Source organism: Acetivibrio clariflavus DSM 19732 (assembly GCF_000237085.1).
Lineage (GTDB): Bacteria > Bacillota > Clostridia > Acetivibrionales > Acetivibrionaceae > Acetivibrio > Acetivibrio clariflavus.
The window spans coordinates 914,316-932,379 of the sequence record NC_016627.1 but is presented as its reverse complement, the minus strand read 5'-3'; the positions used below and the strand labels follow the sequence as shown (position 1 = coordinate 932,379).

The following is an 18,064-nucleotide window of genomic DNA, read 5'->3' as shown; positions in this document are numbered from 1 at the left end:
CCTCTATTTCCACATCAAAGCCTTTCTCTTTTCATTTATATCTGAAATTATCCTATCGGCAAGCTTCATCGGGTCTACCTCCACTACCATGACGGCTTCTATCGTATTCTGCGTATCTTCAAATAGATATTTCATTACATTCTTTGAACCTTGTACCGGTGGATAAACCGAATGATAGGAGTTTATTCCCAGAAGTCTAAATCCGAGAGCGGCGCCTACTCCCTTTTCATTGGACCATTCAGGACTGGCAAAGGCAAAAGGCATATCTTTTATATCTTTTCCAAGGCTATCGGCCAATGCTCTGAAAAAAGCAGATGCCCTCGCATTATCAAGGCACTCACCCATATGCCAGACCGGCGGCAAATCCGGCTCTAAAAATTCTTTAAGTTCCTTCCCCGCTTTTTCCAATGCTTTAACATTACAATAGCCCAGCTTTAAGAGAGGAAAGGACGCACATCCGTTAGTAAGCACCAGAATGTTGTTTTCAATCAGCTTTTGTGCCACATCCACTATTGCTTTTTCATACATCACCCTCGGATTATTGCAGCCCACCAAATTGACCACACCACGGATTTTACCTTCTTTTAAAGCCTTTGCAATTACCTCCATACTTCCAAAACGGCTGGTAGCATACTCTACTGAAAAACCAATCTCTGCATCCACCTCATAATCAGGAATAAACACCGGAACATTTCTTCTTCCCTCAAAACTTTCAATGGCTCTTTTAGCAATAGTCTTTGCCAATTTCTCGGTTTCGTCCAGATTTGAATGATGGTGATCATAGCCATAATGCTCAGCCCCGGGAAGTCTTCCAGAGTCACTGGTGGTAATAACCGTTGTTTTAAAACATTTTGCAACGTCCATTATTGACGGAAAAACATCCTGAACATCCGCCACCCATAAATCAATAGCCCCAGTACCGAGAACAAGCTCAGCACCGATAGCGTTAGATAGCGGAATAACGCCTCCATAACGATACATTGCCGACAGTCCCGAGCAGCATATTCCATAAAACTGTATACCAAGGGCACCTTTTTCTTTTGCCAGTTGTATAAATTCCTGACTTCTTCCCTGTTTTACAATTTCACTGACCAAAAGAGGAGAATGCCCGTGAACGGCAATGTTAACATAGCCTTCCCTAAGAGCACCCAAATTTGCTTTAACTGTACTTCTAACAGGCAACCCGAATAAACTGTCCATAGCTATCGAAGAACCCAAAACACTGCTCCAGGCAAAAGCCAGGCCACACCTTAAAAACTGTTTCATTATGTTTTCCCAATCTCCATCGGTCCCTGTACTGGTTCGATGGAGAGCTTCAAACACTTCATGATATGCTCCTATAGGAAGAAGATCCAGCTCCCGCCACTTTTCAATCCTTTCCTTAGTTGCAAAAGCACTTAAGGTTTTATGCTTTCCCGGAACCGTTCTTGACAAGTCTTCAAGAAGAATATCTGCAACTTCCACTGCCAACTCTTCCTTGGATTTGCCTTTAGTGGATATTCCCAACTGAGCAGCAGATTTTCTAAGTTTCTCTTCTCCGGAAATGGGGATGTTAAGTATGCCCTCCCCCGCTGCCTTCAGGGCCAGCATTATTTCGCGGCCTCTTGCTCCATGAGCTGCTACTCCAGCTGCCACCCATCTTAAAAGATTCCTTGCCACAATAAGGTCAGCATCGGCTCCACATACTCCTCTGGGGCTCTTTTTGGTCACCCTGCATGGCCCCATATTGCAATTTTTGCAGCAAACTCCCGCAAGGCCAAAATTACAGTGAGGCTTCTGACTGTCAAAGCGGTCAAAGCACGTTTCACAGCCTTGCTTCTCCATATGTACAAGCATCTCACTTACTGCAGGGTCAGGAGTATTCTCCACCACATTGACCTTTGACGGAAAGCTCTTCTTATACTCATTAACAGCATTGTTATAATCATCAAAGTCACAATTAGTATGGTGGTAATGCCCCTCTCCACTTTCAAAATGTCTATGATGAAATCTTATGTTTCTGTCCCAATTCACATTAATCCCCCATTTTAAACCACATCAATCCTATATATTAAGTCGTGTTTTTGATTATACCTTATACTTATTTTTTAAGTCAATAGTAATTTATTATTATTCCTATTAGTTTTATTAGTTTTATTATTTAATACAAAAATTTAAAAAATTACCAAATGAGTTGTAACACATTTAAATTAAAAAAATATATTTACAACTGAGTCAATTTATATTTTCAGGAGGAATTCTGCAATGGCAAAGAAAATTTTTAAGAAGATAAGTGTTTTTTTTAATTTCTCTGTGCCTACTTTTTTCCACTTCCTATGCTGAATCAGTTAAAAAAAACATCGATGTATATTACGATAATATAAAAATATTTATAAATGACTTGCCGATAGACCTTAAAGACGGAAATGGAAAAACTGTGGAACCCTTTATTTACGATGGAACTACATATCTCCCTGTAAGAACAGTTGCCGAAGCTCTTGGCAAGGAAGTAACCTGGGATGAGGCAACAAAGAGTGTACATATAACAGATAATGAAAATATGGTATGGCTTAATGATTTAGCATATTACAATCTGCTATCCGATACTACTGTAAATAAATGTTTTAGACTTGAAAATAACAACTTTAAGGATTCCTCAGGCAATATTTGTTCTAAAGCAATAAAATATGAGATATATTATGGCTGGATATATACAGACTATGTTATAAATAAAAAATATAGCAAAATCAACGGTAAATTCGCTCTTTCCTTTGACTCAAAAGACACTGCATATAAAGCCACTTTAAAATTGTATGGCGACGGTAAACTTTTATACACATCTCCCGAATTGACAGGAGGAGTTCCTCCCATTGATTTTGACGTAGACATTTCAGGAGTTGAGATACTTAGAATAGCAATAAGTAACAATAGCCCATTCGGTATATCAAACGTAACTTACGGTTTGATAGATGCGGCACTTCACAAATAAACTCATAAATTAAAACCGAAAAATAAAAAAGCAATTGAGTATCCGAATATACGTAATTTGCTCAATAACTTTGACAAGTATATTTTAATCCACCAGAATACCGTAATGTAATAGAGTGCAGCATTTTTTACTTACTGCTGCACTCTTTGAATACCGACATTATATTAAAACATAAAACATCCAATTTTATTCCAGTTCAAAAGCACCTGTGTATAATTGATAATATACACCTTTCTTGGCAATCAGCTCTTCATGATTGCCTCGTTCAATAATTCTTCCATGGTCTAAAACTATGATAACATCAGCATTTTTAACGGTAGACAGACGGTGAGCAATTACAAATACTGTCCTGCCCTCCATCAAAGCATCCATACCTCGCTGCACAATGGCTTCAGTTCTTGTATCAATTGAGGATGTTGCTTCATCCAAAATCATAACCGGAGGGTCAGCAACTGCCGCTCTGGCGATGGAAATCAACTGTCTCTGCCCTTGTGACAGGTTCGCCCCATTTTCGGTAATCATTGTATGATAGCCATCGGGCAAACGCCGAATGAAATCATCTGCTCCTGCAAGTTTCGCCGCAGCAATACACTCTTCATCAGTAGCATCCAGCTTACCGTAGCGGATATTATCCATTACAGTACCGGTAAAAAGATTGGTATCCTGAAGCACCATCCCAATGGCACGGCGAAGATCGGATTTTTTGATTTTGTTTATATTGATACCGTCATAACGGATTTTACCGTCGGCAATATCATAAAAGCGATTAAGCAAGTTTGTTATTGTAGTCTTACCGGCACCGGTTGCACCAACAAATGCCACTTTTTGTCCAGGTTTAGCATAAAGGCTTATGTCATGTAAAATTGTTTTGCCCGGTTCATATTCAAAATCCACCTCATGCAGTCTAACGTCACCGGTTAACTTTGTATAGGTTACAGTTCCATCACTGCTGTGAGGATGCTTCCAAGCCCAAATTCCTGTTCTCTCTTCGCATTCAATTAACTGACCGTTTTCTTCACGAACATTTACCAATGTAACATACCCGTTATCCTGTTCCGGTTCTTCATCAATTAAATCATAAATCCGCTGTGCGCCGGCAAGTCCCATAACAACAGAATTAACCTGTTGGGACACCTGGTTAATGTTGCCGACAAACTGTTTGGTCATGTTAAGGAATGGAACAACAATGCTAATTCCCATCCCCAATCCCGAAATACTTAAATTGGGAACATCGGCAACCAATAAAATACCACCGGTAATGGCAACGAAAACATACAGCACGTTTCCAATATTATTCAGGATAGGCCCTAAAATATTGGCATATCTGTTGGCCAATTTTGAATCGTTAAATAGCTCTTCGTTAAACTTGTCAAAATCCGCCTTACTTTCTTCTTCATGGCAGAATACTTTTATCACTTTTTGGCCAACCATCATTTCTTCAATAAATCCTTCCAGTCGGCCCAGGGACTTCTGCTGTCTAATAAAGTATTTGGCTGAACCTCCACCCACTTTTCTTGTAACAAAAAGCATTACAATTGTTCCAATTAAAATAGCAATGGTAAGCCATATACAAAAATAGTTCATTATTATAAATACAGTCAGAACTGAAACACCCGAAATCAGAAGTTGCGGAAAGCTCTGAGAAATCATCTGTCTTAATGTGTCTATATCATTAGTGTAATAACTCATGATATCTCCATGATTGTGAGTATCCACATACTTAATGGGAAGTGTTTGCATTCTTCCAAACATTTTACCGCGAAATTTTTTCAATGTGCCCTGGGTAATAATTGCCATCATCTGATTATATGCGATACCGCTTATAATTGACAATATATAGAAGGCTACCAATATAGAAACAAAATACAGTATTTTCCCTCCAACTGCATTCCAATCGCCGGATTGCCAGCTGTCTTCAATAAGTGCAATTACATTTTGCATAAATACAGCAGGAATGGAACTGATAGTTGCATTGAACAATATACATACAATGGAAACCGGAAACATTACCGGATAAAACTCATATATGTCTTTGAGCAGACGAAGTACGACTGATTTTCTATTCTTAAAACTTTTTGTTTTCACATTAAGCACCTGCCTTATTCTGAGAAATATATATTTCTCTGTAAATTGCATTTTCAGCTAATAATTGCTCATGGGTTCCTATTCCGTTAATAGTGCCACCATCCATTACTATAATCCTGTCGGCATCCTCAACAGAAGCTGTTCTCTGAGCAATAATTATCTTGGTTGTCTCCGGCATATACTCCTTAAGCGCTTTACGAATTTTAGCATCGGTCCTGGTATCCACTGCACTGGTGGAATCGTCCAGAATCAATATTTTAGGCTTTTTAAGCAATGCTCTTGCTATACAAAGCCTTTGCTTCTGTCCTCCGGAAACATTGGTTCCCCCCTGCTCAATATAGGTGTCATATCCTTTGGGAAATTGGTTTATGAACTCATCGGCACAAGCCAATTTACATGCTTCTATCAACTCTTCATCGGTAGCATCTTTATTTCCCCAACGCAGATTTTCTTTAATAGTTCCGGAAAATAAAATATTTTTCTGCAGCACTACAGCCACCTGATTACGCAAAGCCTTAAGATCATAATTTCGCACATCCACGCCACCTACTTTTACAACTCCGACGGTTGCATCATACAGACGCGGAATCAACTGGACAAGGGATGTTTTTGAAGAGCCAGTACCACCAATAATTCCAATGGTCTCGCCTGATTTAATTTCTAAATTTATATTTTCTAACGCCATTCTCTCTGCTTTTTTTGAATATTTAAAGCTTACGTTCTCAAAGGAAATTGAACCGTCCTTTACCGTGTAAACCGGATTTTCAGGATTTGACAATGTACTTTCCTCACTAATTACTTCAACAATACGTTTAGCCGATTCGCTGGCAATGGTAATCATTACAAATACAAAAGAAAGCATCATCAAACTCATGAGAATCATAAAATTATATGTCAATATGGCAGAAAACTGTCCAACGTCAAAATCCAACCCTCGACTGGTAATAATAGTATAGGAACCGAAAGACAGAACAAAAACCATAACCACATACATGCAAAATTGCATCAAAGGTCCATTAAGAGCCAAAATCCGTTCAGCTTTTGTAAAATCTGCGCATACATCTTCTGCTGCCTTGTCAAATTTCTTTTTTTCATATTCTTCACGAACAAAAGATTTTACCACACGCATACCTTTAATGTTTTCTTGAATGGATCTGTTCAATGCGTCATACTTTTTGAAAACTTTCCTGAACAACGGAAGTGTCTTGTAAATTACAAGCCCAAGACCAATTGCGAGAAACGGTGCAACCACCAGGAAAATCCACGCCATGCGTCCACCCATTACAAAGGCCATCACAAAGGCAAAAATCAGCATTAAAGGTGCACGAATTGCAATTCTTATTATCATCATATAGGCATTTTGCACATTGGATACATCGGTGGTCATTCGGGTAATTAACGATGAAGTCTGAAATTTATCAATGTTTTCAAAGGAATACTCCTGAATCTTATAAAACATATCCTTTCGTAAATTCTTTGCAAATCCGCTGGATGCCGTGGCACTGGTTGACCCTGCAACAGCACCGAACAGCAATGACAAAAATGCCATAATAATTAAGATAACACCATATTTTATTATGGTATTCAAGCCGCAACCGCCTTTAATTTCATTAACCAGAGTTGCAGTTATAAACGGAATTATACACTCAATTACTACCTCCAAAGTTATCAGTATAGGAGTTATAATTGAGAGTCTTTTATACTCACGAATACTTCGTGCCAACACTTTAATCATATTACACCAGCCCTTTCCATAAAAAAGGAGTATTGTTCATCTACTGTGCAAAAGAGATAAACTCTACTCATTTTCTGTTTTTGCATTTTATATCGAGTAAGTTTTATAAGAAATTTATCCGACCAATATACATTCTATGTAATATTGTTCAAACACAGTATTTTCATTCTTTTGCTTCCAATTGGTGTTGACGAATATAAAAATGTGTTGCCACTATGAACCCATAGTGGCAACAAACGCGATTAAAATATTTTATCAAAATTCATCCCTATTGTCAAATGATAATTTCCCCTAAAGTTCCAAGTTTAAATTGCAAGTTTAATTGCCTTACAAAATCTTACAGAACCCTGTTTTAAGCGACCACAATCTTTGCCATTTCATTCGCAGTTCGATAACCAAATATTCTCCTTGGGTAATTGTTCATCCAGTGCTCAATCCTTTTTATCTCTTTCTCCGTTAGTTTCCCTATATCCGTCCCTTTAGGAATAAATCGTCGAATCAGCTTATTAGCGTTTTCATTCGACCCTCGTTCCCATGAACTGTATGGATGTGCATAATATATCTTTAACCTCATCTTACCAGGAACAAGCACTGATGCCTCAAGCCCTTTGCTGTCCAGAAACTCTGTTCCATTATCTACTGTGACCGTTTTAAACAGTTTGGTAAACTTCTTCCCATACTTCCTTTCCAGTTTGTCTATCTCTTTCTTTACCGATGCCTGGCTTTTATCCGGCATCTTACGTATTATCTCCTGCCTCGTACTCCGTTCCGTCAGTACCAACAATGCTGCTCCCTTTTCTCCGCCTTTGCCAACTATACAATCCATCTCCCAATGCCCATATTCTCCTCTTTCTTCTATATGTGCCGGCCTTTCTTCTATGCTTGTCCCCCTCAAATTCTTTAATGCTATCCTTACTCTTCGGTATTTCCTCTTCTTCTTGTTCCGCTTTACCGGAAGGTCTTTGTTGCTTATATTAGCAAATATCCCTTTGTCTATGTAGTTGTATAGCGTCTTTGTGCAGATCATGGCTCTGAACCTTAACCCTTTGGCTTTTATCTCTCCTATCACCGCGTCCGGCGAATATTTGTCCTCTTTTATCCTCTTCTCTATGTAATTGGCTAGTTCATGGTCATGCCCGATCTTTAAACCCGCTCCTTTATTTGATGACGCCTCTTCATATCTTCGTTGTCCTACGTCTGCACAGTACTTCACTGAATAGGTCAGATCGCTGTTTAGCAACCTCACGCTGCCACGAGCTATTTCCCGTTCTATAGTCCGTCTGTCCCTTCCCATTACTTTGGCTATTTCCTTTGGTTTCTTACCTTCTTTCAATAATATTTCAATTTGATACCGTTCCCTCACATCCAGGTGTTTAAAACTTCTTCGTTTAGTGGTATTATTAAGGTGACTCATTTCGGACCCTCCAATATGTTTTGGTTTTGTCACTTAAAACATTATCAGAGGTTCTGATTTGAGTCACTTCTTTTTTATCATGTTTGGGCAATTAATTTTACAACTTACCCCCTAAAGTTCCAAGGTTTTGGGCTATTTTTATACTTTAAATACAGAACTTAAAACTTAAAAAAATCCTTTGGCAAATAAAACTTCTGATTATTAATGACAATTTCCTGAATTTCCTCCAAACTGCTGGAATCCTTAATCTCACTAATCTCTTTATTTATTTGTTCCATCTTCATATCCAATTGTCTAACCGTATTGGCCGCATCTCTTAGTTCTTCCCTTAATTTTTCAGGGACTTCCTTATTGCATTTATAGTATATTTTATGTTCCAGACTTGCCCAAAAGTCCATTCCAATGGTACGAATCTGAACTTCCACCTTTACATTCTCTATTCTGTCCGACATGAAAACAGGTACTTCCACAATAAGATGCAAACTTTGATAGCCGTTGGGTTTCGGATTCTTAATATAATCCTTGCATTGGATAACCTTGATATCTTTCTGATTTTGAAGCATTTCACTTATTTTATAAATATCTGAAATGAATGAGCAAACGATACGAATCCCTGCTATATCGTTAATATTCTCTCTTATTGAAGGCAGCGACAATTCAAAGCCTTTCTTACGGAGTTTTCTCAAAATGCTTTCAGGAGATTTTATTCTCGATTCCACATGTTCAATAGGATTATAATCATGAATGTATTCAAACTCCTGCTTAAGAATATCTATTTTTGTACTCATCTCATCCAACGCAAACTTATACATCATCAAAAACCTTGTCATCTCTGTCTTAAATCTTTTTATTGCCTCGGCAGCCATTATCTCCATCATATACCATTTTCCTTTCCGAATATATTTTGCCTTAAACATCCAATAACAACTGTCAAATTAATCGCAGTCGCTGCTTAAAACCTTCTTATACGGTGCAATCATACCTTCAAAAAGTTTATTCCCTATTTTAGCCTTTAATTTTGGCGAAGATATAAGAGCACCCACAAGATACATTTTTAATGCCGTTCCCTTTTTCTTCTGAGGAAAATCATATAAACCATGGGCTTTATAAAACCGATGATCGGCTTTCATCAATCCGCGCATAAGCCAGATAAGATCCCTGAAAATTTTCATTCCGCTAATACCATAGAAATTCCTTGGCTGAATATATTTATGAGTAATGGCATAATCAAGTCTTTCAGCAAGTCTGTCTATCTCTGCATCGGGATTTATTTCATCACAGGCAACTCCTGCTAAGAAATTTCCTCCAACCTCACTTCGACCTTCAATAATCATCTGTAAATTAGTCTCTGCAGGATAGTTCCCACTAATCAGGTACCCCGTAGGCTTTCCCATAGTTACAGTTCTGTGACCATTGCAAAACTGCCTGTCATCATACATTTTAAAGATTGAACCCATTGAATGATCTTTTATAGAAAACGCATACACTATTGCATCAGCAGTCTGAATATTGTTACGCAAGAAATCATCAAAACCATCTTTATAAACGCATTTTCCCGTAGCCGCACAATTAAAGCAGCCCAGGCAACCTCCATGAAAAGGGTAGTCGGAAATATTGACAACACGGCTTTTTATCTTTAGAACTGCTCTGAATCTTTCAATCATGTCATTGAGCTGCTTGTCGTTTTTAGCACAATCGGTAACTATCACCACATCTCCGCTCTTTTTATCCTGACTCGATGCAGCAGTCCCAACCGGGAGATGGGCTGAAACAACAGGATTCTTAGGAAGAGTTTCATATATATCATGTTCTACGCACCAACATACATATCGAAAAAATTCCCTTGCTTCTTTACGTCCATTTTCGGTCAGGAGGTCGTCCATGTCAGCAGACAAACCTTTTATAAATTTCATTCCAAGATCCTGACAATTCTCCTGAATATACTTATGTGCTGTAACATCGTAAAAATGCTTGGATGTAGTAATCTGTGTAACAAATTTATCGGACAGATTAATGCCGGATGCCTTTAATAGTTCCATAAAACGATGCAACTGATATGGTGCAATAAAGGTATAAACAGGGTAGGAAAAAATAATCAGGTCAGCATCGTTTATGGCATTAATAGCCGGCGAAAAATCTTTTTCAAAGGACTTAATATAATGGCCAACATGAAGGAAGTGAAATTTATGTTCTGGAAACTTTTTTTCCAAATATAGCGCAGTATGCAATGTAATACTATATTCACTTTTAGAACTTCCATTTAATACCAGAACATTCACGTTTCTCCCTCCCGCTTATTTCTTCGGCTCATTTTTCATGCTTTCCCCAAATAAAAATCTTTTAAAAAGCTCATTTTTTTTGCAATTTGAAAAATGCTAAATCCGTTATTCCATATGAATCTGCAACTTTATTAGTTAAATATCAACTTAATTTTAAAAACTTCTCTTTCCAAGTATTACGGGAAAATTTTACTTTGTGTTTCCTAGACTTGTAGAATTGCCAATAATCTGTGACATATCATAACCCATTTTAGCCTTTCTCCTTTAGCCGATAGCTAAATCCTTTTAAATGCATTTCCATTATATCATGAATAACTTTTACATCCCAATTAAATTTTTATTAACAATATTGCTTATATAGCGTGGAACGGTTAGAACAAAACATCAATATATAAAATTAACTATTTTTAAATTTTTCTCTATTCCTTATATTTTATTGTTTTAGCAAGTAAATCTCTTCCTCCGACAGTATTTTTGAAGATACTCCTCGCAACTTCCATATATTCTTCCGGATCGGTAAGAGACGGGCTGTAATGGGTAAGCCACAGTTCCTCCACATTTCCCTTTTTAGCAAGCAATGCAGCTTCAGAAAAAGTCATATGCTTCTTCTGCTCAGCTTTATGAGTGTCATTCTCATCACCATACATACCTTCACAAATAAAGAGATCCGAATCTTTAATAAACTCTGCCAATTCATCAGAGGGTCTTGTATCCGTACAGTAACATACCTTAATTCCTTTTCTAGGCTCACCTAAAACCATTTCAGGAGTAATCACCCTGTCATCTACTGTTACATTCTCACCTTTCTGCAGCTTATTCCAGTAGTTTACAGGAATCATAAGTTCCCTGGCACGGTCAACATCAAATTTGCCTTGCCTTTTAAGCTCAATACAATAGGACAGGCATGGAATGGTATGATCCACCGGCAAGCTTTTAATAAAAATGCCGCTAACACTTACTTCAGCACTTTCACTGTCAGGCAGTTCTATTAAATTCAACTCATAGGGCAGTTCCGGTGAAATTACCGTTAAACCTTCCACCACTTCTTTTATACCCGGAGGCCCCACCAACATCAAAGGCTCTTCCCTTCCCGAATTCCCCAGAGTAAGAAGAAATCCGGGCAATCCCGCCACATGATCTCCATGATAATGGGTAAACAACACGGCATCAATTGGTTTTATTCCCCATTCTGCCATTTTAAGCGGAATTTGTGTTCCTTCTCCACAATCTATCAGAATCATTCTTCCATTGTGTCTTACCAAAAGAGATGTAAGCCACCGGTTTGGCAGTGGCATCATACCTCCAGTTCCCAAGAGACAAACATCAAGCATAACCTTCTCCCTCACCTGATACCAAACAACATCTTGGCATTATTGGTAGTAATATTTGCAATTTCTTCAAAGCTTTTGCCTTTTATCTCAGCAATTTTTTCAGCAACCAATCTAACCAGGCTTGAATCATTTCTTTTTCCTCTAAAAGGCTCCGGCGTAAGATACGGACAATCGGTTTCAATAAGAAGCCTTTCCTCCGGAACAAATTTTACAACTTCAATCAAATTTCTTGCATTGGGATAGGTAACAGGTCCCCCAACAGAAATATAGAAGTTGTTATCAATGGCCTCCTTTGCCATTTTTACATCTCCGGAAAAACTATGAATAATTCCTCCTACTTCCCTGGCATTTTCAGCCTTCAGAACATTAAGTGCATCTTCATTTGCATCTCTGATATGGACTATAATGGGTAATTTCAATTCCTTAGCCAGATTTATCTGCTTTATAAACCATTTCTTCTGAACATCCCTTGGTGACAAATCTCTGTAATAATCAAGTCCTATTTCACCTATAGCTACAACCTTTTTATTTTCACACAAACTCCGAATTTTATCCAATATGTTGTCATTCATATCCTTTGAATAGTGCGGATGTATGCCCATTGATGCATATATGAAGCTATATCTTCCAGCTAAGGATAAGGAATGCTCCAGTGACGGAATATTATACGATACATTTAAAATGTAGGAAACTCCGCTTTCATGAGCATTCTTTATAGCTTCATCCCTGTCATGTTTAAATCTGTTATCATTAAAATGTGCATGTGTATCAAATAACATTATATCCTCCACTTTATTCCGCTGCTTTAAAATTATATATAGGTTTAATTATATTAATAATATCTACCGTATCCTGTATATTTGCAATTATTTCGTCCATGGGCTTATATGCCAAAGCGCATTCATCTAAGGTGGATCTGTTAACCGTTGTAGAATAGATACCTTCCATAGACTTCTCAAATTCTTCGAGGCTGATGACTTCCTTTGCCTTGCTCCTGCTCATAAGTCTTCCTGCTCCATGGGGTGCCGAGTAATTCCAATCCTTATTTCCCTTTCCAATGCAAATTAAACTTCCATCCCTCATATTCATCGGTATTAAAACAACTTCGCCACTGCGTGCTGAAATCGCTCCCTTTCTTAAAATCATACTGTCAAGATCTATATAGTTATGTATTGTGGTAAACTGTTCAATAACTTCAAATTCCATTCTGTTTACAATCTCATCAACAATGGCTTTTCGGTTTAACACTGCAAATTTCTGTACTATCTTCATATCATTCAGGTAGTCGTTATAGCTTTTGCCCTGAACATAAGCCAACTGTTTGCTTATTTTCACAGGTTTAACCTTCTTAATTTCCTGTTGAATCTCCTTTTCACGCCCCTGCGCCTTTAACTCCTTGATAAGCTCCGAAATATACTCATTATTCTTTACCAGTTCCCTATAGCCAAGTTCCTGGTAAAACTCCGCTACTTGTTTACCGAGATGCCTGCTTCCCGAATGTACAACAAGATACAATTGTCCGGTTTCGTGTTTGTTTACCTCAATAAAATGGTTACCGCCGCCTAAAGTACCAATGCTAAGCTCTGCTCTCTCCAAGTTTACACTTTCTTTACACACCAGATGGGCAAAATCTACTTTATCAGCATAGGGATGTTTCTTTTTCCTAATGTCAAAACCGGAAGGTATATATTCATGGATAACCCTGTCCAATTTCTCCAAGTCTATATCTTTGTTTTTCAATTTTATTGTCTCCATCCCACAGCCTATATCAACGCCAACCAAATTCGGCACTATCTTGTCGGAAATAGTCATAGTAGTTCCGATTGTACAGCCTGCACCGGCATGGGTATCAGGCATAATCCTTATAATACTGTCCTTCACAAACTCCTGATTGCAAAGCTCAATTATCTGCGCCATTGCAGCCTCTTCTACGTTATCGGTAAAAATTTTAGCCGTATTATACTTTCCTCTGACTTGTATCATAACCTCACCTACTTCCTTAAATAAGTATTTTGTACCTTTCACTTTTCTATAAATAAAGAGAGCAGTTAATTCTAAATATTAGACTTAACCGCTCTCTATAGTAAATGCTATTTTTAACACCTTATCCGGGCTAAAAAATTACGCATTTTTACATCACTGTCAATGCATCCTATTTAAAGGTTTATCGCATTTAATATATGGCAGAGGATTAAGCCAATGTATACCTATATCTATGCATATGCCTGTATATTGTTTCTCTGATTTAATTGCATTGCTTTTTTGCTCCAAATTATATTTTCGCAATATATACATTGTAATCCTCCTTTCTCACTTTCTTTATAAATGTTCTTTACCGTAATTGGTTTAACTCAATAACATTTTTCAAAGCATAGTGTTTTTATGGTAACACAGGAAAACTTGTCCCGTCAAGAAATATTATAAACTGTAATTATCTTGTAATATTCAGCAGATCCTTTATATATTCATCTTCCATACTGCAAACAGCTTTACTAATGTCAGATAACTTTATTTTATAAAAAATATAATACATAAATAGCTAAATAATATCAAAAAACAGACGATATATTAATAAATGGTATCTCTATAATACAAAATAAATAATAATGCAGATTACTTCCAATAAAATATACATCCCGAAAGTTAGGTGGTGAAAAAATGAATAAACTGTTTTACTTCTATTCTATACAATTTTTATTTAGTTTTATTTCAAAACGTCGCCAGCAATAAGTTTTCCCAGCTAAGAAAAAAGATTAATCCAATGCAATTTAATCTTTTGTATTAACGGGTTGATAGATAATATTTAAGGCAATATCATAATAGTAATCATAATTCCATAAAAAACCAAACCCTTCACCCAAAAAAAGAAATTAAGGTGCAAGATGAGCTTATATGCCCTTTGACAGTTTTTCTGTAATCCATATATCTTTTATTGCAATAAATGAAGAGGAATCCTGAAAATATTTTCAGGATTCCTCTTCATTTATTAATACTTATCTTGGGAGTTGAACACAACTTTTAAATAAACATTATCTTTCGCCATTGTATTCTTTAACTGCATTTATCATTGCAACTACATTTTCGACCGGTACTCCCGGCTGAATATTGTGTATTGTATTAAATACAAAACCTCCATTTTTACCGAAAACTTTGCAGCATTCCAACACTTCATCATGCACTTGCTTCGGTGTACCAAACGGCAATGTTTTCTGGGTGTCAACTCCGCCTCCCCAGAATACAATTCTATCGCCATAAGCTTCTTTTAATTTGGTTTTATCCATATTTTTTGCTGTCCATTGAACAGGATTTAAGATGTCAAATCCGGCATTAATCAGTTCGGGAATTAATGAAAAAATGCTGCCGCAACAATGTTTAAAGGTTTTCCACTTGGTATTTTCATGAATCCAGTCATTGACTTTCTTATAGTATGGAGCATACAAATCATTAAATATTTCATTTGAACAAAAGGGTCCGTTCTGTGTACCGAAGTCTGTTCCGCAAATATATGCAACCTGTATTGTATCACCTAACACAGCATACATTTTTTCCAGATTTTCAATGGCATACTTTAGCTGATAACTGAATATTTCATGTAAAATATCCTGTCTGGCTTTAATTGAAATATACCATTCAGTTATATCACGAAGTCCTTTAGGCTGCTTCAGCTGTGGTCCCGGAACCAATGCAATATCCCCAAAAGCAGTTCCTCCAAGGTTACCCATAATGACATCATCGGAGTTTTCCAATGCTTCTTTTTGTTTTTTCAGCCAGTCCAAATCTCCATCGGAAATAGGACCAAACTCTTCAAAATTGTCTCTTACATCATAATTATCTTCATCAAATTCCGGTACACGATTAATATTGTCAAAATACACCCCATTCTTTGGCATGCAACCGGCAGGTGGATAATTTGTATCTCCGCAGGAATAAATGTATGTTTTTCCATCCTCATCGGTAGTAGTAACAAAATCTTCTGCTACCAATACTACCTGTCCCCATGGAGTTCTCCATTCTTTAAACTTATCCTTCTGTTTGAAACCAAACATTGTGCCTGCACTCCATAGAGGTGTCGTTTGTATACCCATAGCATCTTTCAAGTCATCTTCTACCAATCCCAGCATTTGAACCGGTTCCAGTATTTTTACCGGTCTTTTTTCCAATCCATAGAATTCTCTTAAACTCTCAACTACCTTGCAATGAATTCCCGTTGTCGGCATTCCTCCGATATCTAAAAGAATAGGTCCTTCTTCATGGTTGAGTGCCAATTTCAATTTTTCTTTTCCCGTCATAGTTTTTCCTCCTTATTAACTTTTTGTTTTTTAAAAAGCAGGGACTTCTTTACGGATAAATCAGTGTTTAAAATTGAGATAATTCTAGACTTGAGAAGCACCGGTCAACTTATTGATACTAGTGCAAATATTATTGTAATCTTCCATACCGTCTAATATCTTAAACTCTATTCTTATTTCTTCACGTTCGAAGGGTGACAGTTTATGAATATCCAAACCCTCGCCCTTTCTTCCATATACGCCGGAATTTGTAGGTTCCAGTCCCATTACATAATCTCCGGAAGCAATGGATTTCCATTGCACAAACTTAGGCAAATATTTCTTATTAAACTTTATTTGAACACCGATGTTTGTCTTTTTATTGAACAAACAGGCAAAGGTATTTCCTTCCTCATCTGCAGCCAATTCATGCAGATACACCCTTTCAGGCTCATTATCGACAGGCGGTTCCATCTGGTTCCACTTATCAGCATCCTTTTGAGCTTCCTTATCTCTAGGTGTTACTTTTAAGGTGGGCAAAAGTACAACAGCATTCTCATCCAAAAAGGGATAGCCAAAATTAAAATGATACAAAATCATCAATTCTTCCTCTTTGAAAGCTTTATTTTCTATTATGTCGTTTATAATCACTGTCTTTTCTCCATAAGTTGTCTCTATTTTTCGTCTCAAGGTTAAATTTTTTCCAAAAATTTCCGCCTCCCTCATTTTTCCGCTTATTGAAAGTACATACTTATCATCAGCCCATTCAGCATCGGCACTTACATGCTCGGCCGGAGTAGAGCGTATCCTTCCGTGCATAGGATATGAAACATTATTTATTTCACAAGGAATACAAGTGTTTTCCAAACCACAGGTAAAGAGCAGTCCGCCCATTAAACTCCTAGGTCCCTCTTCTCCATGTGTATCATAGTCCATTCGCCCTATCAGCCCTTGTTTAGCCAAAAAATTAATATTCATGCCTTTGTATGAAAAATCTATGATGTCAAGACATTTATCAGCGGATACCTGAAAACGAAGATCTCCATTTTTGACATCGTATCCTCTCATCCTGCCTGCTCTTCCCTCGTCAAAAGAAATAGGCCGCACAAATGCCACTTGCTGCATACTTCCTGCATATTTATAAATCTCACGCTTATTCATGGAACCTCCTTTCCATTTCATGAAACGTTTCATAGAAATGCTAAAAAATTAATCCATAGATGTCATCAAGGTTTATTTAAAGCTTTTCCTCTAAATTAATGAAATCTATGGGTTTTACGTTGTGAACATTAAATTTTTTATGTTTATATATTTATTATACAATAAATAAATTTAAAATAAAACAACAAGTTTACAATAATCATATTTTTCCTGGTTTTTAAAAGACAGATTCTTTCATCCTAAAGCTGTATAATTGGACTTAAAACTCTCATGCTTAAAAACAAAACTAATACATCGGGCTCTTAGTTTAGCCCCTTTATTTTTTCTTGAAAGAGGCTAAACTAAATTATCTTATAAAACAATAGAATTGTTACTCTTCACAGGAAAAAGCAACACCCGAATGTAGAATAATATTTGCATAGGGCATACATTCTCCGGTTCTAACTACAGCTTTGCAGTTCTTTGTCATTTCTTTAAATTCCGAATGTGTAACCAAATTTATTTTTATGGAACTGAATAACTCATTGATTTTTTTAAATAATCCCGGATTATCTTCTATCATTTCAGAAGCTATAGTTACTTCTTCTACCTCCAATTCACAGAGTACGGTTTCAAGAACATCGAGGAAAGGAGGTAAATTTCTTTTAACTGCCAAATCAATTCTCTTTGAAGAGTCGGGAATAGGCAATCCGGCATCACCGATTGCTATTGTGTCAGTATGCCCCATCGATGCGATCACAGCAGATAATTCCGAATTCAATACCTTTGTTTTCTTCATCTTTGTCCCTACTTTTCTTATATTAAATTTTTAAACATTCCAATA

The 18,064-nt window shown here is 37.0% G+C and carries 13 protein-coding genes; 1 reads left to right on the top strand and 12 read right to left on the bottom strand.

Features of this window, described 5'->3' with window-relative positions; genetic code table 11:
- Window positions 1-3 precede the first annotated feature (3 nt).
- On the bottom strand, window positions 4-2,013 hold the full coding sequence (cooS, locus tag CLOCL_RS03890) for an anaerobic carbon-monoxide dehydrogenase catalytic subunit (RefSeq protein WP_014254133.1): 2,010 nt from the start codon (window positions 2,011-2,013) through the stop codon (window positions 4-6).
- A gap of 259 nt (window positions 2,014-2,272) precedes the next feature.
- On the opposite strand from cooS, the gene CLOCL_RS03885 reads away from it, so the two are divergent.
- Window positions 2,273-2,968 (top strand): stalk domain-containing protein, encoded by a 696-nt coding sequence (locus CLOCL_RS03885; protein WP_014254132.1) that lies wholly within the window; start codon window positions 2,273-2,275, stop codon window positions 2,966-2,968.
- 186 nt (window positions 2,969-3,154) lie between these two features.
- Here the strand turns inward: CLOCL_RS03885 and CLOCL_RS03880 are convergent, their stop codons facing one another.
- The 11 genes from CLOCL_RS03880 to rbsD form a co-directional block, all read right to left on the bottom strand.
- Window positions 3,155-5,104: an ABC transporter ATP-binding protein gene (locus CLOCL_RS03880; RefSeq protein ID WP_041714918.1), complete on the bottom strand. Its 1,950-nt coding sequence runs from the start codon at window positions 5,102-5,104 to the stop codon at window positions 3,155-3,157.
- Window positions 5,055-6,788 (bottom strand): ABC transporter ATP-binding protein, encoded by a 1,734-nt coding sequence (locus CLOCL_RS03875; RefSeq protein WP_014254130.1) that lies wholly within the window; start codon window positions 6,786-6,788, stop codon window positions 5,055-5,057. Before CLOCL_RS03875 ends, CLOCL_RS03880 begins: the two co-directional genes overlap by 50 nt.
- 352 nt (window positions 6,789-7,140) lie before the next feature.
- A complete protein-coding gene (locus CLOCL_RS03870; protein WP_014253858.1) occupies window positions 7,141-8,202 on the bottom strand; it encodes an IS30 family transposase in 1,062 nt (353 codons plus the stop codon).
- A 158-nt stretch (window positions 8,203-8,360) separates the two neighbouring features.
- A complete protein-coding gene (locus tag CLOCL_RS03865) occupies window positions 8,361-9,080 on the bottom strand; it encodes a GTP pyrophosphokinase (RefSeq protein ID WP_014254129.1) in 720 nt (239 codons plus the stop codon).
- 57 nt (window positions 9,081-9,137) lie between these two features.
- Window positions 9,138-10,481, bottom strand: coding sequence for an NAD(P)H-dependent oxidoreductase (locus CLOCL_RS03860; RefSeq protein ID WP_014254128.1), 1,344 nt, complete (start codon window positions 10,479-10,481; stop codon window positions 9,138-9,140).
- A 419-nt stretch (window positions 10,482-10,900) separates the two neighbouring features.
- A complete protein-coding gene (locus CLOCL_RS03855) occupies window positions 10,901-11,812 on the bottom strand; it encodes a ribonuclease Z (RefSeq protein ID WP_014254127.1) in 912 nt (303 codons plus the stop codon).
- An 11-nt stretch (window positions 11,813-11,823) separates the two neighbouring features.
- Window positions 11,824-12,591 (bottom strand): TatD family hydrolase, encoded by a 768-nt coding sequence (locus tag CLOCL_RS03850; protein WP_014254126.1) that lies wholly within the window; start codon window positions 12,589-12,591, stop codon window positions 11,824-11,826.
- A 13-nt stretch (window positions 12,592-12,604) separates the two neighbouring features.
- Window positions 12,605-13,795 (bottom strand): RtcB family protein, encoded by a 1,191-nt coding sequence (locus CLOCL_RS03845; protein ID WP_014254125.1) that lies wholly within the window; start codon window positions 13,793-13,795, stop codon window positions 12,605-12,607.
- Between the two features lie 1,046 nt (window positions 13,796-14,841).
- The gene (locus tag CLOCL_RS03840; protein WP_014254123.1) at window positions 14,842-16,101 is read right to left on the bottom strand and encodes a uroporphyrinogen decarboxylase family protein; all 1,260 of its coding nucleotides are present in this window, start codon (window positions 16,099-16,101) and stop codon (window positions 14,842-14,844) included.
- 84 nt (window positions 16,102-16,185) lie between these two features.
- Entirely contained in the window at window positions 16,186-17,241 is a 1,056-nt protein-coding gene (locus CLOCL_RS03835) for an aldose 1-epimerase family protein (protein ID WP_014254122.1), read from the bottom strand.
- 370 nt (window positions 17,242-17,611) lie between these two features.
- On the bottom strand, window positions 17,612-18,019 hold the full coding sequence (gene rbsD / locus CLOCL_RS03830) for a D-ribose pyranase (protein ID WP_014254121.1): 408 nt from the start codon (window positions 18,017-18,019) through the stop codon (window positions 17,612-17,614).
- Window positions 18,020-18,064 lie beyond the last annotated feature (45 nt).

Coding starts and splice junctions, on each gene's coding strand:
- CLOCL_RS03870 (WP_014253858.1), bottom strand. CDS start 8,202: ATGAGTCACCTTAATAATACCACTAAACGAAGAAGTTTTAAACACCTG.
- CLOCL_RS03875 (WP_014254130.1), bottom strand. CDS start 6,788: ATGATTAAAGTGTTGGCACGAAGTATTCGTGAGTATAAAAGACTCTCA.
- CLOCL_RS03850 (WP_014254126.1), bottom strand. CDS start 12,591: ATGTTATTTGATACACATGCACATTTTAATGATAACAGATTTAAACAT.
- CLOCL_RS03845 (WP_014254125.1), bottom strand. CDS start 13,795: ATGATACAAGTCAGAGGAAAGTATAATACGGCTAAAATTTTTACCGAT.
- rbsD (WP_014254121.1), bottom strand. CDS start 18,019: ATGAAGAAAACAAAGGTATTGAATTCGGAATTATCTGCTGTGATCGCA.
- CLOCL_RS03880 (WP_041714918.1), bottom strand. CDS start 5,104: ATGCAATTTACAGAGAAATATATATTTCTCAGAATAAGGCAGGTGCTT.
- CLOCL_RS03865 (WP_014254129.1), bottom strand. CDS start 9,080: ATGATGGAGATAATGGCTGCCGAGGCAATAAAAAGATTTAAGACAGAG.
- CLOCL_RS03855 (WP_014254127.1), bottom strand. CDS start 11,812: ATGCTTGATGTTTGTCTCTTGGGAACTGGAGGTATGATGCCACTGCCA.
- CLOCL_RS03840 (WP_014254123.1), bottom strand. CDS start 16,101: ATGACGGGAAAAGAAAAATTGAAATTGGCACTCAACCATGAAGAAGGA.
- CLOCL_RS03835 (WP_014254122.1), bottom strand. CDS start 17,241: ATGAATAAGCGTGAGATTTATAAATATGCAGGAAGTATGCAGCAAGTG.